This is a genomic window from Martinezella sp. CNPSo 3732 (assembly GCF_057784515.1).
In genome coordinates, this window is record NZ_JBXSOO010000001.1 from 455178 (window position 1) to 477316 (window position 22139).

Sequence of the window (22139 nt, forward strand, 5' to 3'; positions counted from 1 at the left end):
TTCACCAACGAAGCAGGCATCTGCCGCTTCAACGCATGGCTTCCCGAACGTCGGGATCTTCCAAGGTCTGGTCGAGGGTCTTTCGCGTGCGGTCCAGGATCGCATCGATATCATCGTCCGTGCAGCAAAGCGGAGGGGCGTATCCAAGCACGCCATGGGCGAATGCGCGGATGACGAGGCCATTGTTCCAGGCGCGATCGAAAATCCGGCGCGCCGGCGCGGCAGCACTTGGCAATGGTGTCTTCTTGACCTTGTCAACGACCAGCTCGACGGCCGCCAGCATCCCGCGACCGCGGACATCGCCAACCAGCGGATGGTCACGCAGGCTTTCGAGCCCCTCCATCAGGCGCGCACCGGCCTTGACGCCATTTTCGAGAAGGCCGCCCTCATAGAGCTTCAGCACTTCGAGCCCGACGGCGGCGCTGACGGGATGGGCCGAATAGGTGTAGCCATGGCCGACCGCCGCATTTCCGGCGCTGTCAGCGATGACATCATAGACACGATCGGACATGAATACAGCACCCATAGGCACGTAGCCGGAGGTCAGGCCCTTGGCCGTTGTCATGAAATCGGGAACGATTTCGTCATACGAACAGGCAAACAGCGGACCAGTTCTACCGAAGCCGGTAATGACCTCATCGGCGATGAAGAGAATACCATATTGGCTGCAGAGATCGCGGATCGCCTTCAGCCAGCCTTTCGGCGGCACGATGACGCCGCCCGATCCCTGGATAGGTTCGGCATAAAATGCCGCTATGCGCTCGGCGCCGATCGCTTCGATCTTTGATTTGAGGTCCACGATCGAGGCGGCAATGATCGTATCCGCCGCTTCGCCGGCCGGATTGCGGTAAGGATAGGGCGAGGGAATCTTGTGCTGCCAGTCGAAGGGGACGCCGAAGCCGGCATGGAAGCCGGGTAGCGCCGTGAGGCCGGCCCCAACGGTTGAGGAGCCGTGGTAACCCTGCTCGATCGAAATGAACTGATCGCGCTCCGGCTTACCTTTGGCATGCCAGTAGTAGCGGACGAAACGCACCGTGCTGTCGACGGCATCCGATCCGCCGAGCGTGAAGAAGATGTGATTGAGATCGCCAGGCGCCCGGTCTGCAAGTTCGGCGGCAAGGCGAATGGCCGCCTCGCAACCGATATCGAAGTAACCCGTCGCATAGGGCAGTTCACGCATCTGGCGGGCTGCTGCTTCAACGATGCTCTCATGCCCATAGCCTGCGTTCACGCACCAGAGGCCGGCAAATCCATCGACAAGCTGATGGCCCGATGCATCGGTGACGGTTGCACCCTTTGCAGATCGCAACACCCGCACGCCCAGTTTTTCATGGCCGCGATAAGATGAGACCGGATGAATGAGGTGCGCGCGATCGAGTTCGATGAGCGAGTTGGCGAGCATGATGATCTCCAGATTATCCGAGAGCCTGATTGGCCAATGCAAATATTCTCGCGTCCTGGCTGAGGGCTCCAGCGCCGGCCGGACGTCGCATCGCGATACCGCCACCCACATGGTTGAGGCCGATTTCCGCCAGCCAGCCGGTCAGCCCCGAGCTTTCGTTCGTATCGACGCGCAGGAATCCCCTCGGCTTGCGAAGGGCAAGCGCCGTTATCAGCGATTTTGCATCCTCGGCATTCGATGCGACGACAGGCCCGATCACATCGCCGCGCCCAAAGGCGCGCAGCGCGCCGAAAGCCTCGATACGGCCATGCCGCCGAATGACGAACATTTGCGCGACCTCTGTGAGCGCGTCGATCAACGTGCAGCGATCCGCACCGAAAGCCGCGTGATCGAGCGCCTTGATCGCGGAAGAATCATCGCCGGTCGCGGCCTCGACATCCCCAGCCGGCGCGAGGTCCGCCAGATTTCCCTGATGCTGAAAGATCTCGCCCCCGGCGACAAAGCCGAGCTTGCGATAAAGCGGCAGTCCGTCCGCGGTTGCAATGAGCCTCAGAGGGCGGTCGCCAGCAACCGCTATTGCGGCATCCATGAGCTTGCGGCCAAGCCCGCGGCCGCGCAGGTTCTCGTCGACGATCACCATATTGATCGTCGCGCAGTCTTGCCTATAGGGGGTCATCAGGATGGTGCCCACGACACGACCCGTCTCGTCCGTGGCTGCTACGCCTTGGCTCAAACGCAAGGCCAAATGCCAGTCCTCGGCACGATGAGGCCATTTGGCTTGACGTGAGAGGGCGAGTGCGCCGTCTATATGCTCCGGTGTGAAGCTGACCAAATTTATGCTGTCGGTTCGCATGGGGCATCCTTTCCTTGCCCCAAGTCTCGGCGATCCCCGCACGGCAGATTATCTGAAGGCGCGGTTCGTCGTGATATCTTTCGCCGTAGCGGACGGGCTTGGCCGCATCTTATGCTGAGGATGCCTTTCCGGCCGCTCTGCAATGGTCCAAAAACAAGGTTGCGACGCATCTCCGCTGCAACACTCTGCCAAAGGATGCCGCGCATACGAAACAATATGCTTTCCGGAGACGCCAATTCGATCATGTCCGTCGCGGGACTTCGGCCTATGATCGTCTCAGTAAAGAACGCAGATGCCCCTTAGATAAAGGACGAACGGACATGGCGCCTTTCCGGCCGAAATACATCACCTTCGATTGCTATGGCACGCTCACCAATTTCGAGATGGCCGAAGCTGCACGCGACATCTATGGCTCGGAGCTCGATGAAGCGAAGATGCAGCAGTTTACAAAGAACTTCGCCGCCTATCGGCTGGACGAGGTTCTCGGTGATTGGAAGCCCTATGCCGAAGTCGTTCACAATGCGGTCGAGCGGACCTGCCGCGCGAATGGCGTCAAGTTTCGCGCTGATGACGCCAAGGCGATCTATGAGCGTGTGCCCGGCTGGGGGCCGCATCCCGATGTGCCGGCCGGATTGGCGAAAGTTGCCAAGGAAATCCCTCTGGTAATCCTCTCCAACGCGATGAACAGTCAGATCATGTCGAATGTCGAGAAACTCGGCGCGCCTTTCCATGCCGTCTATACGGCAGAGCAGGCCAATGCCTACAAGCCGCGCTTCAAGGCGTTCGAATATATGTTCGACATGCTGGGCTGCAGACCGGAGGACATCCTGCATTGCTCGTCCTCCTTCCGCTACGACCTGATGTCGGCGCACGATCTCGGCATCAAGAACAAGGTCTGGGTCAATCGCGGCCATGAACCTGCAAATCCCTATTACGGCTATGTCGAGATCGCGGACATATCCGGCCTGGCCGGTGTCGTCGGGCTATAAGGGAAGGGCGGTCTCATGAAATTTGTCTCCTATTGGCACGATACGGCGCCGGCCTTTGCCGGAGGCCGGCAAGGCCCGGTCGAGGGGCGATACGACGCCTGTGTCATAGGAGCCGGTTTCACCGGATTGTCTGCGGCCCGGCAACTGGCCAAGGCCGGTGCGAGGGTTGCCGTTCTCGAAGCCGAGCGCGTCGGCTGGGGCGCGTCGGGTCGTAACGGCGGTCATCTGAACAACGGTCTCGCCCACAGTTATCCGGCCGCCAAAGCCGAACTCGGCAAGGAGAGGGCGATCGCGCTCTATAAGGCGCTCGATGCTTCCATTGATACGATCGAGGCGCTTGTCGCCGAAGAGGGAATCGACTGCAATTTTCGCCGGGCCGGAAAGTTGAAACTGGCATCGAAGCCCCAGCATTTCGCATCGATTGTCAGTAACTTCGAGGCTGTCCATGCCGAGGTGGATCCGGATACGGCACTGCTAACGCCCGACGATCTCAAACAGGAGATCGGCTCGCCCTTCCACGGCGCGATGCTCTTCAAAAAGAGTGCGATGATGCACATGGGCCGCTATGCGGTCGGTCTTGCGAATGCTGCAGTACGCCACGGTGCTGTCATCCATGAGGCCGCGCCGGTGACGAACAGGGTCCAGGACAATGGCCGGCATCGGTTGGTGACACCGCGCGGCGAAATCACGGCCGATAACGTGCTGGTGGCGACCGGCGCCTACACGACCCCGAATTTTGGGTATTTCCGCCGGCGGATCATCTCGGTCGGCAGCTTCCTGATCGCAACCCGACCGCTGACAGCGGATGAGATCGCATCGGTCATGCCGGGAAATCGCACCTGCGTCACCTCGATGAACATCGGCAACTATTTTCGCCTGTCTCCTGACAACCGGCTGCTGTTCGGTGGTCGGGCGCGATTTTCTGCGACTTCTGACCATCGTTCCGACGCCAAGAGCGGCGCAATTCTGAAGGCAGGTCTGGCCGAGATATTCCCCCAGCTTGCCGGAATCGAAGTCGATTATTGCTGGGGTGGTCTCGTCGACATGACGAAGGATCGTTATCCGCGCGCCGGCTATCATGATGGAAGCTGGTATGCGATGGGCTATTCCGGCCATGGTGCACAACTGTCGACGCATCTCGGCATCATCATGGCCGATGCGATGCTCGGCCGCGAGGATCGCAATCCCATGAAGGATGTCGATTGGCCGGCTGTGCCGGGTCATTTCGGTAAACCATGGTTCCTGCCCTTGGTAGGCCTCTATTACAAGACGCTGGACAGGTTCCAGTAACCACAGCGAACAGCTTTGAAGCGGGGCCGGTCACGAATAGATCGGCGCTGCTGCTATTTTAGCGCTCGATTTAGAGCATTTCCGCTTTTCTTCGAATCGCGAAAACGCTCTATCTTCTTATTTCCCCACGCGTTCCGGACGGAAACCGTAACGCACTTTTTTCGAAATGTTTTAGCTCAGCCCGCCCATGTGAAAGCTCTTCATTTCAAGATATTCCTCGATACCGGCCTGTGCTCCCTCGCGGCCGATCCCGGATTGCTTGACGCCGCCGAAGGGGGCGACCTCCATGGAAACCGAGCCGGTATTGAGCCCGACCATGCCGAATTCCAGAGCCTCGCCGACACGCCAGGCGCGCTTCAGATTGTCGGTATAGAAATAGGAGGCCAGGCCAAAAGGTGTGCCGTTGGCGATCGCGATCGCCTCCTCTTCGGTCTCGAAGCGGAAGAGCGGCGCCACCGGTCCGAAGGTCTCTTCGCCGGCGAGCTCCATCTCCGTCGTCGCCCCGGTCAGGACGATCGGCGCCGTATATTGTCCGCCGTCGGGTAGCTGCCGGGCGGCTGTGATGATCGTTGCGCCCTTCGCCAGCGCGTCGCGGACATGCCGGTCGATCTTTTCGATGGCTGCTTGGTTGATCATCGGGCCGATCGACACGCCGGCCTCGGTGCCCGGCCCGACCTTCATGGCATCGACCTTTGCCTTCAGTTTCGCTGCAAAGGCATCATAGACGCCCGATTGCACGAGAAGCCGGTTGGCGCAGACGCAGGTCTGGCCGCCATTGCGGAACTTGGAGGCAAGCGCGCCTTCAACGGCTAGATCCAGATCGGCGTCGTCGAAGACGATGAAGGGCGCGTTGCCGCCGAGTTCGAGGCTGAGCCGCTTGATGCTGTCGGCAGCACCGCGCATCAGGAGTGCCCCCACCCGGGTCGAGCCGGTGAAGGAAATCTTGCGCACGGTTTCGTTGCCCATGATCTCGTTGCCGATCTCGGCCGGCATGCCGGTGACGATATTGATGACGCCGGCCGGAATGCCGGCGCGCTCGGCGAGGACCCCGAGGGCAAGCGCGGAATAGGGGGTGAATTCCGACGGCTTGATGACGACAGCGCAGCCGGCGGCAAGGGCCGGCGCGACCTTGCGGGTAATCATCGCATTGGGGAAATTCCAGGGCGTGATGATGCCGCAAACACCGACCGGCTCCTTGAGCACGATGATGCGGCGATCGGGTGTGGGAGAGGGTATCGTGTGACCGTTGATGCGGCGGGCTTCCTCCGCGAACCACTTCACGAAGGAGGCGCCATAGCGGATTTCGCCACGCGCTTCATCGAGCGGCTTGCCTTGCTCCGTTGTCAGAATGAGGGCGAGATCGTCGACATTCTCAAGCATGAGATCGTGCCAGGCTTCGAGAAGGGCGGCACGCTCGGCATTTGTCTTGCGCTTCCAGCTGCGCTGCGCGCGCTCGGCAGCCGCGATCGCGTCGCGCGTTTCTGCAGAACCCATGTCGGGCACCGTGCCGATGACAGCCTGTCCGGCCGGGTCTTGAACATCCACCGTCGCGCCTGAGGCGGCCGCGACCCAGGCTCCGTCGATCAATCCCTTGTCACGGAAAAGCTGCTTGTTTTTCAAATCCAACATGAGGTCCTCTGCAATCAGGAGAGTGCGGAAATGATGCCGGCGGTGATGGTTTCCGTCCGATCCTTGCCCGGAAGTGTGCCGATGCCGCGCGCGGTTGCGGCCTCCATGGCAGCGATGATGCGGGCGGCAGCATCCCTCTCGCCCAGATGATCGAGCATCATCGCTCCCGACCAGATGGCGGCGATCGGATTGGCGATGCCGCGCCCGGCAATGTCCGGGGCCGAACCATGAACCGGCTCGAACATCGATGGCGCGTTGCGCTGCGGATTGATATTGGCCGAAGCCGCAAATCCAAGGCCGCCCTGAATGGCGGCGCCAAGATCGGTCAGGATATCGCCGAACAGATTGGAGGCGACGACGACATCAAGACTTTCCGGCGCCATCACCATACGGGCTGCCATGGCGTCGATGTGATAGCTCGTGACTTCGACATCGGGATATTCGGCCGAAAGCCTGGCCGTGATTTCGTCCCAGAACACCATGGAATATTTCTGGGCATTGGATTTGGTGACGGAGGCAAGCTTGCCGCGCCGGGCACGCGCCTGCTCGAAGCCGAAGCGCAGGATGCGCTCGACGCCCGTGCGGGTAAAGATCGACGTCTCCACCGCGACTTCATCGCTCGTACCCTGATGGACGCGGCCGCCGGCGCCCGAATATTCGCCCTCGGTGTTTTCGCGGATGCAGAGAATGTCGAATGTCTCCACCCGCAACGGTCCCTGTACCCCCGGCAGCAGCCGGTGCGGCCGGATATTGGCATATTGCACGAAGGCCTTGCGGATCGGCAGCAACAGGCCATGTAGCGAGACCGAATCCGGCACCTCGGCGGGCCAGCCGACGGCACCGAGCAGGATCGCATCGAACGACCTCAGCGTCTCGATCCCGTCTTCAGGCATCATCCGCCCCGTCTGCTTGTAGAATTGGCAGGACCACGGAAATTCGGTGCTATTCAGTGCAAAGCCGCCAGCCTTGGCGGCAACTTGCAGCACCGACCATGCGGCGTCCGTCACATCCTTGCCGATGCCGTCACCGGGGATCAGAGCGATGGAATAGGTCTTCATGGTGTAGCTCCCCTAGAGGTTGATGAGCACGCTCTTCGTTTTGCGATTGGCAAGATAAGCCTCACGTCCCAGGTCCTTGCCGATGCCGGAGCGCTTGTAGCCGCCGGTCGGCAAGATATGATCCCTCGAGCGGCTGTAGCGATTGACCCAGACCGTACCTGCCTGGATCTGCCGGCTGAGGCGGATGGTACGCGACAGGTCGGATGTAAACAGGCCCGCGGCAAGCCCGTAAGAGGGATGATCGGCAAGCACCATCGCTTCGTCTTCGTCCTCGAAAGTTTGCAGCGTCAGGACCGGCCCGAAGATTTCCTCGAGAATGGCGGGAGAAGAGGGATCGAGATCGGTCAAAAGCGTCGGTTCGTAGAAGTAGCCCGGCCTGTCCATCGGCTTGCCGCCGGCGATACAGCGGCCGCCTTCGTTGATCGCGGCAGCGACGATTGCGTCGATCCGGTCGCGCTGGCGCTCGGAGATGATCGGCGAATAGCGTGTCGTCTCATCCCAGGTAGGGCCGGGGTCGATATCCGCCATCCGCGCGATGAGGGCTTCCGTAAATTGGCCGGCAACGCTTGCTTCCACGATCACGCGCGTCGCGGCGACGCAAGCCTGGCCGGCATTGAAGAGAATGCTGCCGACGATCGCATCGGCCGCTTTCGAAAGATCGGCATCTTTGAAAACGATCTGCGGGCTCTTGCCGCCAAGCTCCAGGGTCACCGGCTTGATGCCGGTGCGAGCGATATTCTCCATGATCGCGGATCCCGCTCGGGTGGAGCCAGTGAAGCTGACCTTGGCGATATCGGGATGGCCGGTGAGCGCCGTACCGGTGGCGGGTCCGTCGCCGAGAACGACGTTGAAGAGGCCGGCGGGCAATCCGGCCCTCACGGCGAGCTCGGCCAGGTAGACAGTCGAAAATGGCGTCATTTCCGAGGGTTTGAGGACGACGGCATTGCCGGCAGCGAGCGCCGGACCGAGCTTCCAGCCGGCCATGGAGACCGGAAAGTTCCAAGGCGTGATCGCGCCGACGACGCCATAGGGTTCGCTGAGGATCATGCCGAAGGTCTTGTCATCGGTCGGGACGACATCGTTGCCTTCCTTGTCGGCGAATTCGGCAAAGAAGCGGATCTGCTCCGCGGTGACCGCTATGTCGCCGGCCGGCAATTGACTGATCAACCGGGTGGAGGACAGAGCCTCTATTCGAGCGAGCGTCTCCGTCTCCGCTTCGATCAGGTCCGCCCAGGCATGCATTACGCGGACACGTTCGCGCGGCCGCAGGCCGCTCCAGTTGCTTCTCTTCAGCGCGGCCTTGGCCGATTCGACGGCGCGGTCCACCATTTCGGGGCCTGCAATCGGGCAGCCTGCATAGGGCTTGCCGTCAGAGGGCCTTTTCATGTCGATCTCGCCGGGAACTTCAATGAGCTCTCCGCCGATGAAATGACCGATCGGCAATGGCAATGTATCGGGATCGAAGCTCAAGCTCATGGGAGGCTCTTTCTTAAGGCTTTGCCAAAGCCTAGCGCCGGCTTACGAGCAGCTTGCTTCGTATGCCCGCGGGCATGCCGACGAATCTTGCGTTTTGGCGAGGGCGAACAGTGATTTCTGTTGCGGCCGCGCGCAGCCTTTATCCCACCGTCACGTAGATCTTGCGAACGGTCTCGACCGTCTTCCACCTGCCCGTGAAGCCGGGCTTCATCACAAAACTGTCGCCGGCCCTGTAGACCACGGGATCGCCGCCATCAGGGGTGATCTCGACGACACCCGAGAGGATGTGGCAGAATTCGAAGGTGTCGCCCTTGATCGACCTGACCTCGCCGGGCGTTGCCTCCCAGACACCAGTGCGTATCGCACCGTCTTTCGCCTCATCCTGCGCCCAGGTCTTGAACGAGGGATCGCCGGCAATCAGTCTTTCCGGCAGGGCCTTGGATTCACGCGGTGACGTCTCAGGATTGGTCATAACGGTCTTGAGGAGTGTCATGGCGAGCCTTTCATTGCTATGGGTTCAATATCCGCGCTGCCGGTCGACGAGCCCGATGGGATCCAGGCCTGCGCGATAACGACGGATGTTGTCGATCACGGCGCGTGCGGCAGTATCGGGCTGCGTCACGCTGGCGATATGCGGCGTGAGCATGATTTTCGGATGCCGCCACAAAGGGTGATCCGAGGGCAGAGGTTCTGGGTCGGTCACATCGATCACCGCCGCTGCCAGACGGCCGGTATCGAGCGCTTCGATCAGCGCATGCGCATCGAGCTGTGGGCCGCGACCGGCGTGCACGAGCATCGACCCGGCCGGAAGGCTGCCAAGCAACGTTTCGTTCAGGAAACCCGTGGTTTCCGGTGTCAGCGGCAACAGGCAAATGAGAATGTCCGTCGCCGCCACCATGGTTCTGAGGCCGGTTTCGCCGTGATGGCATTCGACGCCCTCGATCGTCCGGAGCGATCTGCTCCAGCCGGAGAGCGGGAAGCCGAAAGGCTTCAGCCGCTCGAGCACGGCTGTTCCCAGAACCCCCAATCCCAGAACACCGATCCGTCTTTCATGCGCCTGGCGCTGAGGCAGGCCGCGCCATTCTCCGGCGCGCTGTTGGGCAAGATAGGAAAGGAGGTCGCGATGCAGCGCGAGCACCGCAAGCGTTATATATTCCTGCATCATCCTGACGATGCCATTCTCGACCATGCGGACGATCTTCACATGCTCGGGCACGAGATCCGTCTTGAACTGGTCGACGCCGGCGCCGATCGAAAACAGGATTTCCAGATTGCGATAGCGGGCGAGGTCAGCCGGCACTGTCCAGGTGATCAGGAAGCGAACCTCATCCGGATCGACGCTTGCTGCATCCATCGAAAACGCCAGATCAGGGAGTTCCTCGGCAAAGGCCCGAGCGAAGATCGCACCGCGCTTGGCGTCCGAATTGAAGAGAAATGTCATGGCAACCGCTCCCTCAAGACCGTGTGCACCGCGCAGCCAGAGCCAATATCATTTGGCGGCATTCCTCGAGTTCGCCCTCTAGAATGTATTCATCGGGCTTGTGGGCGCGCTCTATGTCGCCGGGTCCGCAGATGATCGCGTCGATCCCGGCTGCCTGATAGAGGCCAGCCTCGGTCCCGTAGCTGACCGCTGCAAGCGACGGCTTGCCGGTTATTTCTTCCAAGAGGGCTGCAAGTGGCGCGTCCCTCGCAAGCGACAGCGCGGGATAGGCGCTGAGCGGGGTCCAATCCACGGAAAAGCCCTGTCCCTTCAGCATCTCCGCGCTATGCCTGATCGGGGCAAGCAGTTCCTCAGGGGCCACGTCGGCGATAGCGCGTGCCTCGAGGTCGAGCCGGCAGTTGTCGGGGACGATGTTCAGCGCCAGTCCACCGGACACAATGCCTGCCTGAAGCGTCGAGTACGGAGGCTCGAATACGGGGTCGAACGGGCCAAGCGTCAGCCTCCGAGCTTCATCGACCACCGAATTGAGCACCCGCGACATGGCATGAATGGCGTTGAGTGCCAGATCTGGACGAGACGAATGGCCCGCCCGTCCGCCGACGGTGACGCGAGCCGCCGCCTTCCCCTTATGAGCGCGCACGGCCTGCATGCGGCTGGGCTCGCCGATGATAGCGCCTTGCGGGGGTGCGCAGAGTTCCTTCATCCGCGCCAGTAGATGCGGCACACCCCGGCATCCCGCTTCTTCGTCATAGGAGAATGCGAGATGAATGGGGCGGGCAAGATTTGCCCTGGCAAGTTCCGGCGCCGCGGCAAGTGCTGCGGCAAGAAATCCTTTCATGTCGGTCGTACCGCGCCCGTAGAGCCGGTCTGCCTCCTTTCTGAGCGCGAAAGGTTCCGAGGTCCAGCCCGGCTCTCCAGCGGGAACGACATCCATATGTCCGGACAGAATATAACCTGCGACATCCCCGGGACCGATCGTGGCAAAGATATTGGACCTGTCGCCTTCAGGCCCAGGAAGCACGGTAACGTGGATTCCGAGGCCTTGCAGATATGTCCGGATCCAGCCGACGATGCCGTCATTCGGCGTGCCGACGACGCTCGGAAAGGCGACAAGACGGGCGAGGATTTCAACCGTGTCCATATGCTCCTCAGCGGCTGCGGCAAATTGTGGATATTTCCCCCATAGCATGGCGGCTGCTTTCATAATTGCATGCCGAATGTCGAGGTGTTTCAGTCGATTGTTGTGCGGGCACAGGCAATTCGAGCTAATTGTATCGACGGGCGTTGCCTATCCTTATCGGCGGGGAGCGCCTCTGTTTTGGCGTATGACTATGGATAGCAAGTTTTGAGGTGGTCCAGTGAAGGTATCAGACAGTTTGCGGGTCGATGCTTTCTCCATGCATATCGGCGACATCAAGGACGTGGAACTCGATCAGTTGCATGCGCTGTCGATCTCGGTCCGGTGGCCGCATCGCGCCGAGGACTGGGAATTTCTGCGGCAGACGGGTAGCGGTATCGTCGCGCTTGACGAGATCGGTCGCGTCATGGGATCTGCCATGTGGTTTCCTCACGGAGACGAGTTTGCCACCGTCGGCATGGTGATTACCTCTCCACGCTTGCAGACCAATGGCACCGGCCAATGGCTGATGAGCCGGATCCTAGACAAAGTAGCCGGGCGCCGCCTCAGTCTCAGCGCGACCCGGGCGGCACGCCGCCTCTATCTTTCGCTGGATTTCAAGCCGGAAAAGACGGTCTACCAATGTCAAGGGGAAGCGCGGATCGCAAAGGATTTTGCGCCGCTGCCGTCGGAGGGCTCGGTACGGCAGCTTGGCACTGAGGATCTTGTCGCGATCCTGCGGCTCGATGCCATCGCCTTCGGTGCCGATCGCTCGGAGCTGCTCAGGCGTCTCAACGAGCAATCGATCGGGTATGGTCTGTTCCGTGGCGCGGATCTGCAGGCTTTCGCATTGTGCCGACCCTTCGGACGCAGCCATGTCGTCGGCCCGGTCGTTGCATCCAATGACGCCGATGCGATTGCCGTGGTCGCGCCGCATGTGCGCAGCCATGCCGGCCAATTTCTCCGTCTCGATACCCATATGGAGACGGGCGACTTTGCATCTTACGTCTCTCAGAGTGGCATGATCGTCCACGATACCGTTCTGACCATGTCGCTTGGCAATCATCCCTCCAATAGAAACAAGGCCGTTACCGATATGATGGTTAAATATGCTCTTGCCAGTCAGGCGCTCGGTTAGGGCCTGTCCCGCTCTTGTGAGAGGAGAAGGCGTCGCGCCGTTGCTGTCAGCCGTCTCCCGCCCTCCGCAGTCACTACCACAGTTTCGCTGAACCCAAGCTTAGCGGCTGTCGCATAGACATGGAAAACCATGCCTTCCTCCAGCGGCCAATTCGCATCCGGCAGAAAGACCCGGGAGAAATCGCTGGTGCGCGGCGTGCGGGTATAGAGACCAAGCGTATAGGCCGTTACGTTGTCGTAACGCTGTCTCAGTCCTGATGACATGAGACCCTGACGGACAATGGCGTCCACCTCGCAAGCGGAGACACCCGGCTTCATGGCTTCGATTTGCCGGTCCTGCAATGCGGTAATGCGCGAGGCAATATCCTGAAGCTTTGCTGACGCGCCGCCGATGACGATCGGCCGCATGAGGCGGGCGCCATAACCGCCCACACGTGGAATAAGCTCCACATGCAGGATATCGCCTGCGTTAAGCAGTTCACTCTTGAAAGAGCCATGCAGGAATTGGTGGTCGCCGCTGGCCTTGACGATCGGACCGGTCTCGCCGCTGTCAGCACCTTCAAGCAGGAAGGTGGCGGCCGCAGTTGCAGCAGCCGTACGGGTCGAAGAGCCGGCCCGCGTACTCTGCGCTATTGCCAGCATGGCCTTGTCGGCGATGCCGGCCGCTTGCGTCAGAACGGCAATCTCGCGGGCCGATTTGACCCAACGCAGGCGATCGCTGATACCGGAAAGAGCAACGAATTGCGCTTCGGGCAGGTACGCCCGAAGCTTGGCCGCCGTATCGGCGCTAAAGCTGTAGGAGGCGAAGTCGGCGCCGATGCGCGCGCTGGCGAAACCTCGGGCATGGATGCTGCCGGCGATTGCCTCGTGCGGATCGGTCGTATCGGCAAAGCCGACAATATCGGAAATCCAGGTCTTTTCCCGGCACGGTGTCTCGTCGAGCTCGCGCAGGACGAACCAGGGCGCACCGTGTCGCGGAAGAAAGGCGGCACGGTACATGGTTTCCGAAACGGTATAGCCGGTAAGCCACGCAAGGAGCTCACCACTGTCGATCAGGAGGAGATCGACGGCGGCGGCGTCCATGGCGGCATGTGCCTTGGCGATACGCCAATCATATTCGTCACGAGGAAACATGTGGTCTCAGGCAACCTTGCAAATGTCGAGAATGGTGAGCATGTAGATGCGGATCATGTCGAGGTAGTCGACGCTGTCGACGCGTTCGTCCGGCATTGTGTTGTACCGGCCGCCCGGCCCGCAGACGATGCCCTCCATGCCGAGTTCGTGGTAGAGATGCCCGGCATCCGTTCCGTAAAAACGCGTGGGCGTAATGGCGCCTGTTGGCTGCTTCTCGCCCCGGACGGCCTCATAGGCGGCGTTGATCGAGGTTACGATGCGTGAGGTCGGCGAGACTTCGAAAGGAGGCATCAGGGGACGACCCTCGATCATCTCCGGAACAAGCTTCGCTTTCAGGCCTGGGAAGCGCGTCTCAAGCTGCGTCAATTCCGCGGCGAGATCGGCAAGGACGCCTTCCTGCGTCTGGCCGGGCGCATAGCGGGCCGAGCCCCGAATGCGGACGAAATCGGCGACCTGCGGCGGGCGCCATTCCTCCAGCTCACGCCCGAGCGCGCCATGGACGACGCCGACATGGCCGCGATTGATCGACCGGTGCACTTCACTTCTCGCGCCGCTGAAGGTCATGGCATTGATACGCGGTATGAGATCGCAGGCAGCGGCGATGGCATCGACCGATTGCTCGCGTTTGGAGAGATGCCGCGTGTCGCCGGTCAGCTCAATCACAAAGCTCAGCGCGGCTGCATGCATGGTCACCGCGACAAGATCGCTCGGCTCGCTGTTGATGAAATAGTCGGCTTTGACGCCGTTGCGGATGGCGGCAAGCGTGCCGACGCCGCCCTGAAGTTCGCCAACGACATAGGTCAGGATGACGTCGCCCTTCAATTTGACGCCGGCGTCGAGCAAGGTCTTGACCGCGCAGAAGTAGGCGGCATCCCCTGCCTTCATATTGGAGACGCCGATACCGTAGATGAATTCGTCGTCGACGAGGCCGCCCCACGGATCGACGGTCCAGCCCTCGGTGACCGGATTGGTGTCGAGATGGCCGTTGAAGAGCAGGCTCTTGCCGCCGCCGGTTCCCTTCAGACGTCCGATGGCATTGAAACGATCGCCATTGTCGAAGGGCTGCAGCTCGGACTGAAGCCCGATCGCCTCCATCTGGCGGGCCATGATGCGCGCAAGCTCGCGCTCGCCCTCGGTCTGGGAATGGCTCTTCTGGCGAACCATCATCGACAGGAAGTCGAGGCAGCTCTTCTCATCGATTGCTCCGATGAGCGATTTCGGGTCCATTTTTGATGCTCCTTACAAGTCTGCTTCTGCAGGTGAGGCGCCGGCCGGCGTCGGGACGGCGGCAAGCAGCCGGCGCGTATAGTCGGCCCGCTCGGGGCTGATGATGTCTTCCGCCGGCACGACTTCGAGGAGATCGCCGCGGTACATCACCGCGATGCGGTGGGCGATCTGACGAATGAGGTTGAGGTCGTGGGTGATGAAGAGAAAGGCGGTGGAATGCTCGCGATGCAGTTCCAGCAGCAGCTCGATGATAGAGGCCTGCACCGAGACGTCGAGCGCGGAGGTGATCTCGTCGCAGATCACCAGCTTCGGTCTGGACGCGAAGGCGCGGGCGATCGCGACGCGCTGCTTTTCGCCGCCGGAGAGCTGATGCGGATAGCGATCGGCATGGGTACGCGGCAGGCGCACCTGCTCGAGCATGTCGCCGATCCGTTGGGCAATAGTGCCGTTCTCGTCTTCGCCATAGAGTTTCAGCGGCCTCGCCAGGATTTCGCGGATCTTCTGGCGCGGGTTGAGCGAGGCATCCGGATGCTGGAAGATCATCTGGACGTTCTTGCGGTAGGCCCTGTCCATGTCGGCAAGGCCCATAATCGTCCGCCCGGCGAACGTCATTTGGCCCTCGAACGGATTGAGCCCGGTCATTGCCTTGGCGAGCGTCGATTTGCCGGAGCCGGATTCCCCGACGATGCCAAGGATTTCTCCCGGCTGGACGCTGAGGCTGACGGCGCGGTTGCCGGCGAAGCGTTCGAAGGACCGGCCGGTCAGTGCCGACAGAAACGGCTTTCGGCCGTAATGCACGCTGACGTTCTCGACCTTCATCAGCGGCTGGTCCTGATAGGACGGACGTGTTTGTGTCAGGCGATCGCTCGGCCGAGGCACCGCTGCGATCAGCTGGCGCGTATAGTCGTGCTGCGGTGCATTGAAGATGGCATCGACCGCTCCCTGTTCGACGATTTCGCCGCGCCGGATGACGGCAACCCGCTTTGCGGTGCGCGACAGCAAGGCAAGGTCATGCGAGATATAGAGCGAGGCAACACCCGTTTCGGCCTGCAGGTCGAGGAAGAGATCAAGAATCTGACGGGACGTGATGACGTCGAGCGCGGTCGTGGGTTCGTCGAAGATGATGCATTCCGGATTGCAGGCGAAGGCGGTGGCGATGACCACGCGCTGCTTCTCGCCGCCCGATGCTTCATGCGGCATCCGCTTCATCATTTCCGCCGGGCTCTTGAGGCCGACGCGATCCAGCATGGCTTCCCCTTCGCTCCAGGCCTGCTTTCCGGTCAGGCCGCGATGGCGCCTCAGGGTTTCCGTGAGCTGTGTGCCGAGCGAAAGCGTGGGGTTGAGCGAAGTGCCGGGATCCTGGAACACCATGCTGATCCGCTTGCCGCGCATGCAATTGACCTCGGTCGGGGACTTCGCCGTCAGATCCTCGCCGCGAAGCCGGATTTCGCCGCCGACCTCGCGGGCGTTTGACGGCAGGTAGCGCATGATCGACCAGGCCATCGAGGTCTTGCCGGAGCCGGACTCGCCGACGAGGCCGAGAATCTCGCCGGCACCGACTTGGAGATCGATATTCTTCAGTGCATGAAACACGCCGCCCGCCGTCAGGTAATCGAGCGAATAGTTGCAGACCTGAAGGACGGTATTGTTTGTCGTTTCTGTCATCTCAGCCTCCGGTGCGCGGGTTCAGCGCGTCGCGCAGGCCGTCGCCAAGAAGATTGAAGCCGATGGCGACGATGGCGATTGCGAGGCTTGGCCAGATCAGAATGCCGGCGCTGATGTGCATATATTGTCTCGCCTCCGAGACCATCAGGCCCCATTCGGTGGCGGGCGGCTGGGCGCCCAGCCCAAGGAAGCTCAGCGTCGCGAACAGCATGACGGCGAAGGAAACACGGATCGTCGTTTCCACAACGATGGGTGCCACGACATTCGGCAGCATTTCGCGCAGGATGATATAGCGAGAGCTTTCACCGCGGGCGATCGCCGCGCTCACGTAGTCCTGCTTGCGCACGGCAAGCGCTACGCTACGAGTGATGCGCGCCATGCCCGGCGCGAAGGCGACGGCAACGGCGACCAGTGCGTTGATGCTGCTGGACCCGAGCAGATTGACGATCAGCAGTGCGAACAGGAGGTTCGGGATCGCCATGATCGCGTCGATGGTGCGCATGATGAATTCGTCGGCGCGGCCGCCCAGGAAAGCGGATACCGTGCCGATGAAGGCTCCGGCAAAGGTGCCGGCAAGCGTGGCGAAGACTGCCATCGTCACGGTCGAGCGCGCACCGATCAGCAGGCGGCTCAGGATGTCGCGGCCGTACTGGTCCGTGCCGAGAAGAAAGCTGGCACTCGGCCCTTTATAACGGGCAAGTATCGACATGGCTTCCGGATCGCGTGGAGCGAGCAAGGGACCGAAGAGGACGACGATGAAGACGAGGACGACCAGGACAAGGCCGACCGCGCCCTGCGGCGTGCGCAGCAGCCGTTTGAGAAGCTCAATCATACTGGATCCTCTTGTCGAGCCATGCGTAGAGAATGTCGGCGACGAAATTGACGATGGAATAGGTTGCCGCCATGAGCAGCACGCCGGCCTGGATCGCTGGCAGGTCGCGCGTCTGGATCGCGACAATCAATTGCCTGCCGATGCCGGGAAGGGCGAAGATTTCTTCGACGACGATGATGCCACCAAGCAGATAGCCGACATCGAGCGCGACGACGGTGATTGTTGGCAGCAGGGCGTTGCGCAACGCATGACCGAACAGCACTCTTGACGTGGAAAGACCCTTGAGCCGCGCCGCACGGATGTAGTCGGTATGCAGCACGTCGACGAGTTCGGAACGCACCATGCGGGAGACATGCGCGATGAGGATGATCGACACCACGCAAACCGGCAGTACCAGATGGGCAAGGCCGTCGAGAAAATTCTCGGTCAGCGGCACATAGCCGGTCGGCGGCAAAAGCTTCGCCCAATCGGCGACGAAGAGCACCGCAAGCGTCGCCGTCACGAATTCCGGCAGCGATACGCCGGCATAGGAGATGAGGCTGACGATCATGTCGGCGAGCTTGCCGCGGCGGATCGCTGCAAGCACACCGAGCGGTATGGCAAGCACGAGCATCAGGGCGATGGATAGGACGGCGAGGAGAAGCGAACGGCCGAGAGCCTGGAGCATGGCCGGTCCGACAGGCTGACCGGTGCGCAGCGACTGGCCGAAATCGCCATGCAGAACACCGCCCAGCCAGTGCAGATATTGCAGCCAGACGGGATCGTTCAATCCCATCTGCTGGCGCAATGCCTCAAGCGCCTGGTCGGTGGCGTTCTCGCCCAGCATCATCACGGCGGCATCCGCCGGCAGGACCTGCGTGATCGCGAAGACGACGAGCGACACGATGAAGAGCGTGTAAACGATCATCAAAAGCCGCTTCAGGAGATAGTTCGGTGACAAGGGCCGTTCCCTGGCTTTGGGCGACCGGTCGCGAAATGACGCGCCGGCCTTCTTGCTACGGAATGCGTCGCGAACGCAGTATCGCACCGCGACGATTATTCAGCACCATCAGCTCCGCTTCGGCGCTTTGTCCGTCAAGGAGACGTAATCAAGGCGGAAAACGGAAGCGCGCGGATGAACCTCGAAGCCGGCGACCCAATCTCGCTTGGCGGCGAGAACATCGAAGAAGACCGGAATGATGGAAGGAACGTCCTCGTTCATCAGCTTCTGCGCCTCCGCATAGAGCTCCTTGCGCTTGGCTTCGTCGGTAATGCCGCGAGCCTCATTGACGACCTTGTCGAAGGCGGCGTTGTTCCAGCGCGTTTCGTTCCAGGCGGCATCGGAGGTATAGAGCAGCTTGAAGATCGCGTCCGCTGTCGGCTGCATATTGTAGAAACCGACATAGAAGCTGCCCTTCTTCCACACCTGCTCCAGATAGGTCGCGTGCGGCATCGTCTGGACGTTGATGGTGATGCCGGCTTCCTTTGCCATCTCGCGCAAGGCGACGGCGAGCTGGGTGCGCTGGCTCGGCTTGTCCGATGCAATCAGCGTCGCCTCGAAGCCGTTCGGATAACCAGCCTCGGCCAGCAGCTTCTTGGCTTCATCGATATTGGCCTGGCGCAGCGGCAGGTCGGCATAGAAGCGATAGGAGGAATTGAGGGCGGTATCGTTGCCTGGCGTGCCGAAACCTTCGGTGACGAAGTCGACCATCGCCTGCCGATCGACGGTGAGCGCCAGCGCGCGGCGCACGCGCGCATCGTTGAAGGGCTTGGTGTCGCAGCCGAAATTGATGTTGCAGAACTGGCCCGAAGGCACGCGCAGCGGATTGACGCCTTGCGCATCCTTCATCCGCAGATATTCGGTCGGCTGCACGGTCGAAATGATGTCGATATCGCCGGCAAGAAGGGCCGAAGTCTGCGCCGAGGTATCCGGAAAGACCTGGATTTCGACGCGATCGAGATAGGGACGCTTCGGATCGTAATAATCGGGATTGCGCTCGACGACGATCAGGCGGTCCGGTTCGTAGGAGACAAGCTTGAACGGGCCGGTGCCGACGGCGGTCGTCGACAGCTTCTTGAAATCGCCGGTCGCGATGGAGGCCGGGATGATGCGCGCCACCGTATAGGCTGTTGCCACGGGAAAGTCGGCGTAAGGGGTCGAAAGCTTGAAGACGGCCGTCAGCGGATCGGCCGCGGTCACATCGGCGATCGGACCGACATTGTTGAGTGCGGGCGAAGCGTTCTTCGGATCGAGGATTGCCTTGAAGCTCTGGACGACGTCATTGGCGGTCAACGGCGATCCATCATGGAACTTGACGCCGCTGCGAAGCTTGAAGGTCCATTCCGTCAGCGCGTCGTTGGCGCTCCAGCTTTCGGCAAGATCGGGCTCGACCGACATGTCGACCTTCAGCCGGGTCAGATTGCTGTAGAGCAGCTCGGTGACCATATATTCCGGGTTGACGCGCGTCAGCAGGGGATGGATCACGCTTGCGGCCTGATCGACGGAAATGCGCAATGTGCCGCCCTTGGCTGGAGCAGCGGCCTGGGCAAAGCCGATGGCAGGCGTTGCCAGGATGGCGGCGGTGCTCGCCAGGAAATGACGTCGGTTCAGCTTCAGCATTACAATGTTCCCTTATTTTGTTGGCGCGTGTTCTGGAATGAGGTCGGTCGCAAAGTCGCGGGCGAGATAGGCAAGGATGCTCTGTGCCAGCGCGACGATATCCGTGGTCGTCGTATGTTCGTCGGGGCTATGGATACAGCTCTCCGGACGTCCGAGGCCGCCGAGCAGGACTTCCTGCATGACGCCCGCCTGCTGCACGTAGCCGAAGTCCGAGCAGCTTGCCGCACCCCATTTGCTGAAATCGGAATCCTGATAGCCGAAGCCGAGGCTGAGAGCCTTCTGCCAGCGCGGCCAATGCGGACCGTCCGGGTCTGAGGTCGGGATGAGATGGCCGACAAGATCGATTTCGACGCGCAGCTCGGGCGATTTCGCCATGACGGTGCGCACGAGCTCTTCGATCTCAGCCCTTGCCGTTTCGTAACTCTCCTCGGGCGCGTAACGGCGGCTGACGAGGATCTTCAGCTCCGCGGGAACCTGCCCTCCCGACGTACCGCCATTGACGGCGGCGATGGAAAGTTGCGGCCGCAGCGGTCCGCTCGCATGCGGCGGCGCCGGCAAGGCGGATGCGAAGGCAGCCACCTGCGGCTTCAAGGCATGAAGGGCATTCAGAAGAGGAAGGGCGCCGTCGATGGCATTGATGCCCGAGCCGGTGCGATTGCCTTCGCCCGCGTGAACGGCGTGACCGCGAATAGTGATCTGAAGATTGAAGACGCCGAAGCAACCCGCCCAGATGCGCGGTGCCGCCGAACCGTTGAAATTGACGATATGTCCCTTGAGCATGCCTTGCTCGGCAAGATATCGGACCCCGGGATAGAGGCCGCCTTCCTCATCGGTGCAAAGGAGCAGCATCGGATCGTAGGCGAGCTCGACACCACAGGCATCGGCGGCACGCAACGCAAGCAGCGTCGCCGCGATGGTGCCTTTCATGTCCGCAGCTCCAAGCCCGAAGAGGCGCTCGCCTTCGCGTCGCAGGCAGAGCGGATCCTGTTGCCAGGCGGGGGCGGCCGGAACCGTGTCGACATGGTAGTACAACCCGCAAACCGGCTTGTTGCCGGATCGCTCGGCAATGAGATTAACCCGCCCCCCTTGGGCCGGGCCATTGCTGACCCGCCACAGCTCTTCCGGCACGGCAACCTGCCGGCAATGAAAGCCCATGGGTTCCAGCAGGCTCGACATCAGCTCCGCAAAAGCCGGATAGCCGTCTCCAGGCGGAAAAGAAGTATCGATCGCGACCATTCGAGCGAGGTCGCCGACAGCGCTTTCGACGTTCTCTTCAATGATTTTCAAGGCGCTTGCAAATGGCTCCTCGAAAGATGACAAGATTTGATCGCGCATGCTCGAATTCCGAAAAAGACGCGCAGGAACACATGGAGGCTCTGCACTCGTATTTATATAAACTATATAGTAATGATGCTGCCGCTCAGGCTCCGAGTCAACTCCAAATAAGAGGCAAATAATTGCGCGAAATGCCCAAATTTTCAGCAGATGTGCCGCGTGCATCCGAGCTCTCCGTGCCGCTCTACGAAGTCGTGAAACGTCAGATCACGGAAGCGATCATGATGGGTAAATGGCCGGCCGGGACCGTGCTGCCGAGCGAGATCGCGCTGTCGCAAAAGTTTGGAGTTGCTGTCGGTACGATCAGGCGTGCCCTGCAGGACCTGACCAATGAAGGCCTGCTCAGCCGCCGGCGCAAGACGGGGACGGTGGTTACCGGCCGCACGCCGCAGCACAGTCTGCGCTTTTTCTTCCAGTATTTTCGTCTGCACGGGCTCGACGGCTCGCTGCAAAACTCGACGTCAGACATTCTTTCGCTGAAACGCCGCGGGGCGAACGAAGAAGAGCGGGCCGGACTGCGGCTTGAGGATGCGGCTGAAATCATCTCGATTCACCGGCTGCGCAGCGTCCGAGGCACGCCGGTCATGCATGAAGTCATGGCGCTTCCGGCAAGCATGCTGCCGGAGTTTCCCGACAAGAAGGAGGAGATTCCCTCCCTTCTTTATCTCTTCCTTCTCGATCGCTATGGGATTCGCATTTCCGCCGTGCGAGAGCAAATTGCCGCCGATATGGCGACAGAGGAGGATTGCCGGCTGCTGCAGTTGAGCATGCCCAGCGCCGTGCTGACGATCGACGAAGTGGCCTATGATCAATCCGCGGTTCCGGTTCTCGTCGCAAAACATCGTGCGACGACCAGAAGCCACCGCTATGTGCACGAAGTTCAATAGCGGACAAAAGGCATAGCTCTCCGGCGCCCGCAATCCGGAGATCGCGCCGTGTTATCTCGCTGTGGGTG

Annotated in this window: 19 protein-coding genes; 4 read left to right on the forward strand and 15 right to left on the reverse strand. The window is 61.1% G+C overall.

Annotation, left to right across the window (positions count from 1 at the left end; all coding sequences use genetic code 11):
• Nucleotides 1-28 precede the first annotated feature (28 nt).
• A complete protein-coding gene (locus AC13RM_RS02020; protein WP_374816608.1) occupies nt 29-1402 on the reverse strand; it encodes an aspartate aminotransferase family protein in 1374 nt (457 codons plus the stop codon).
• A gap of 13 nt (nt 1403-1415) precedes the next feature.
• Complete coding sequence (locus AC13RM_RS02025; RefSeq protein ID WP_374816607.1) at nt 1416-2255, reverse strand: GNAT family N-acetyltransferase; 840 nt, start codon at nt 2253-2255, stop codon at nt 1416-1418.
• A gap of 320 nt (nt 2256-2575) precedes the next feature.
• Here AC13RM_RS02025 and AC13RM_RS02030 point away from each other — a divergent pair, with 320 nt between their 5' ends.
• Nucleotides 2576-3244 carry a haloacid dehalogenase type II gene (locus AC13RM_RS02030; RefSeq protein WP_374816606.1) on the forward strand — a complete coding sequence of 223 codons (669 nt, stop codon included), beginning with the start codon at nt 2576-2578 and terminating at the stop codon, nt 3242-3244.
• Nucleotides 3245-3259: 15 nt separating this feature from the next.
• The gene (locus AC13RM_RS02035; protein ID WP_374816605.1) at nt 3260-4534 is read left to right on the forward strand and encodes an NAD(P)/FAD-dependent oxidoreductase; all 1275 of its coding nucleotides are present in this window, start codon (nt 3260-3262) and stop codon (nt 4532-4534) included.
• 171 nt (nt 4535-4705) lie between these two features.
• On the opposite strand, the gene AC13RM_RS02040 is transcribed toward AC13RM_RS02035, so the two are convergent.
• From AC13RM_RS02040 to argE, 6 genes are all read right to left on the reverse strand, one after another.
• Complete coding sequence (locus tag AC13RM_RS02040) at nt 4706-6163, reverse strand: NAD-dependent succinate-semialdehyde dehydrogenase (RefSeq protein WP_374816603.1); 1458 nt, start codon at nt 6161-6163, stop codon at nt 4706-4708.
• A 14-nt stretch (nt 6164-6177) separates the two neighbouring features.
• Nucleotides 6178-7221 carry a tartrate dehydrogenase gene (locus tag AC13RM_RS02045; RefSeq protein ID WP_374816602.1) on the reverse strand — a complete coding sequence of 348 codons (1044 nt, stop codon included), beginning with the start codon at nt 7219-7221 and terminating at the stop codon, nt 6178-6180.
• Between the two features lie 12 nt (nt 7222-7233).
• Nucleotides 7234-8697, reverse strand: coding sequence for an aldehyde dehydrogenase family protein (locus tag AC13RM_RS02050; RefSeq protein WP_488554521.1), 1464 nt, complete (start codon nt 8695-8697; stop codon nt 7234-7236).
• Nucleotides 8698-8836: 139 nt separating this feature from the next.
• On the reverse strand, nt 8837-9190 hold the full coding sequence (locus tag AC13RM_RS02055) for a cupin domain-containing protein (protein ID WP_488554522.1): 354 nt from the start codon (nt 9188-9190) through the stop codon (nt 8837-8839).
• 24 nt (nt 9191-9214) lie between these two features.
• Nucleotides 9215-10138 (reverse strand): 2-hydroxyacid dehydrogenase, encoded by a 924-nt coding sequence (locus AC13RM_RS02060; protein ID WP_488554523.1) that lies wholly within the window; start codon nt 10136-10138, stop codon nt 9215-9217.
• A 13-nt stretch (nt 10139-10151) separates the two neighbouring features.
• Nucleotides 10152-11279 (reverse strand): acetylornithine deacetylase, encoded by a 1128-nt coding sequence (gene argE, locus AC13RM_RS02065; protein WP_488554524.1) that lies wholly within the window; start codon nt 11277-11279, stop codon nt 10152-10154.
• A gap of 256 nt (nt 11280-11535) precedes the next feature.
• On the opposite strand from argE, the gene AC13RM_RS02070 reads away from it, so the two are divergent.
• The gene (locus tag AC13RM_RS02070) at nt 11536-12393 is read left to right on the forward strand and encodes a GNAT family N-acetyltransferase (RefSeq protein WP_374816844.1); all 858 of its coding nucleotides are present in this window, start codon (nt 11536-11538) and stop codon (nt 12391-12393) included.
• Here the strand turns inward: AC13RM_RS02070 and AC13RM_RS02075 are convergent.
• The 7 genes from AC13RM_RS02075 to AC13RM_RS02105 form a co-directional block, all read right to left on the reverse strand.
• A complete protein-coding gene (locus tag AC13RM_RS02075) occupies nt 12390-13526 on the reverse strand; it encodes a M24 family metallopeptidase (protein WP_488554525.1) in 1137 nt (378 codons plus the stop codon). The genes AC13RM_RS02070 and AC13RM_RS02075 overlap by 4 nt on opposite strands.
• Before the next feature lie 6 nt (nt 13527-13532).
• Nucleotides 13533-14753, reverse strand: a complete 1221-nt coding sequence (locus AC13RM_RS02080; protein WP_488554526.1) for a M20 family metallopeptidase — start codon at nt 14751-14753, stop codon at nt 13533-13535.
• A gap of 12 nt (nt 14754-14765) precedes the next feature.
• The gene (locus AC13RM_RS02085; RefSeq protein ID WP_488554527.1) at nt 14766-16418 is read right to left on the reverse strand and encodes a dipeptide ABC transporter ATP-binding protein; all 1653 of its coding nucleotides are present in this window, start codon (nt 16416-16418) and stop codon (nt 14766-14768) included.
• 1 nt (nt 16419) lies between these two features.
• Nucleotides 16420-17250 (reverse strand): ABC transporter permease, encoded by an 831-nt coding sequence (locus tag AC13RM_RS02090; protein ID WP_285172500.1) that lies wholly within the window; start codon nt 17248-17250, stop codon nt 16420-16422.
• Nucleotides 17243-18190 carry an ABC transporter permease gene (locus tag AC13RM_RS02095; RefSeq protein ID WP_285172501.1) on the reverse strand — a complete coding sequence of 316 codons (948 nt, stop codon included), beginning with the start codon at nt 18188-18190 and terminating at the stop codon, nt 17243-17245. The genes AC13RM_RS02090 and AC13RM_RS02095 overlap by 8 nt, the downstream gene beginning before the upstream one ends.
• A gap of 108 nt (nt 18191-18298) precedes the next feature.
• Nucleotides 18299-19849 (reverse strand): ABC transporter substrate-binding protein, encoded by a 1551-nt coding sequence (locus tag AC13RM_RS02100; RefSeq protein WP_488554528.1) that lies wholly within the window; start codon nt 19847-19849, stop codon nt 18299-18301.
• A 12-nt stretch (nt 19850-19861) separates the two neighbouring features.
• Nucleotides 19862-21184 carry a M20 family metallopeptidase gene (locus tag AC13RM_RS02105; protein WP_488554529.1) on the reverse strand — a complete coding sequence of 441 codons (1323 nt, stop codon included), beginning with the start codon at nt 21182-21184 and terminating at the stop codon, nt 19862-19864.
• Nucleotides 21185-21315: 131 nt separating this feature from the next.
• Here AC13RM_RS02105 and AC13RM_RS02110 point away from each other — a divergent pair, with 131 nt between their 5' ends.
• The gene (locus tag AC13RM_RS02110) at nt 21316-22071 is read left to right on the forward strand and encodes a GntR family transcriptional regulator (RefSeq protein ID WP_488554530.1); all 756 of its coding nucleotides are present in this window, start codon (nt 21316-21318) and stop codon (nt 22069-22071) included.
• Nucleotides 22072-22139 lie beyond the last annotated feature (68 nt).

Excerpts from the sequence above, each read along its gene's own strand:
- AC13RM_RS02020 (WP_374816608.1), bottom strand. The coding sequence starts at position 1,402 with ATGCTCGCCAACTCGCTCATCGAACTCGATCGCGCGCACCTCATTCAT.
- AC13RM_RS02025 (WP_374816607.1), bottom strand. The coding sequence starts at position 2,255 with ATGCGAACCGACAGCATAAATTTGGTCAGCTTCACACCGGAGCATATA.
- AC13RM_RS02030 (WP_374816606.1), top strand. The coding sequence starts at position 2,576 with ATGGCGCCTTTCCGGCCGAAATACATCACCTTCGATTGCTATGGCACG.
- AC13RM_RS02035 (WP_374816605.1), top strand. The coding sequence starts at position 3,260 with ATGAAATTTGTCTCCTATTGGCACGATACGGCGCCGGCCTTTGCCGGA.
- AC13RM_RS02040 (WP_374816603.1), bottom strand. The coding sequence starts at position 6,163 with ATGTTGGATTTGAAAAACAAGCAGCTTTTCCGTGACAAGGGATTGATC.
- AC13RM_RS02045 (WP_374816602.1), bottom strand. The coding sequence starts at position 7,221 with ATGAAGACCTATTCCATCGCTCTGATCCCCGGTGACGGCATCGGCAAG.
- AC13RM_RS02050 (WP_488554521.1), bottom strand. The coding sequence starts at position 8,697 with ATGAGCTTGAGCTTCGATCCCGATACATTGCCATTGCCGATCGGTCAT.
- AC13RM_RS02055 (WP_488554522.1), bottom strand. The coding sequence starts at position 9,190 with ATGACACTCCTCAAGACCGTTATGACCAATCCTGAGACGTCACCGCGT.
- AC13RM_RS02060 (WP_488554523.1), bottom strand. The coding sequence starts at position 10,138 with ATGACATTTCTCTTCAATTCGGACGCCAAGCGCGGTGCGATCTTCGCT.
- argE (WP_488554524.1), bottom strand. The coding sequence starts at position 11,279 with ATGGACACGGTTGAAATCCTCGCCCGTCTTGTCGCCTTTCCGAGCGTC.
- AC13RM_RS02070 (WP_374816844.1), top strand. The coding sequence starts at position 11,536 with ATGCATATCGGCGACATCAAGGACGTGGAACTCGATCAGTTGCATGCG.
- AC13RM_RS02075 (WP_488554525.1), bottom strand. The coding sequence starts at position 13,526 with ATGTTTCCTCGTGACGAATATGATTGGCGTATCGCCAAGGCACATGCC.
- AC13RM_RS02080 (WP_488554526.1), bottom strand. The coding sequence starts at position 14,753 with ATGGACCCGAAATCGCTCATCGGAGCAATCGATGAGAAGAGCTGCCTC.
- AC13RM_RS02085 (WP_488554527.1), bottom strand. The coding sequence starts at position 16,418 with ATGACAGAAACGACAAACAATACCGTCCTTCAGGTCTGCAACTATTCG.
- AC13RM_RS02090 (WP_285172500.1), bottom strand. The coding sequence starts at position 17,250 with ATGATTGAGCTTCTCAAACGGCTGCTGCGCACGCCGCAGGGCGCGGTC.
- AC13RM_RS02100 (WP_488554528.1), bottom strand. The coding sequence starts at position 19,849 with ATGCTGAAGCTGAACCGACGTCATTTCCTGGCGAGCACCGCCGCCATC.
- AC13RM_RS02105 (WP_488554529.1), bottom strand. The coding sequence starts at position 21,184 with ATGCGCGATCAAATCTTGTCATCTTTCGAGGAGCCATTTGCAAGCGCC.
- AC13RM_RS02110 (WP_488554530.1), top strand. The coding sequence starts at position 21,316 with ATGCCCAAATTTTCAGCAGATGTGCCGCGTGCATCCGAGCTCTCCGTG.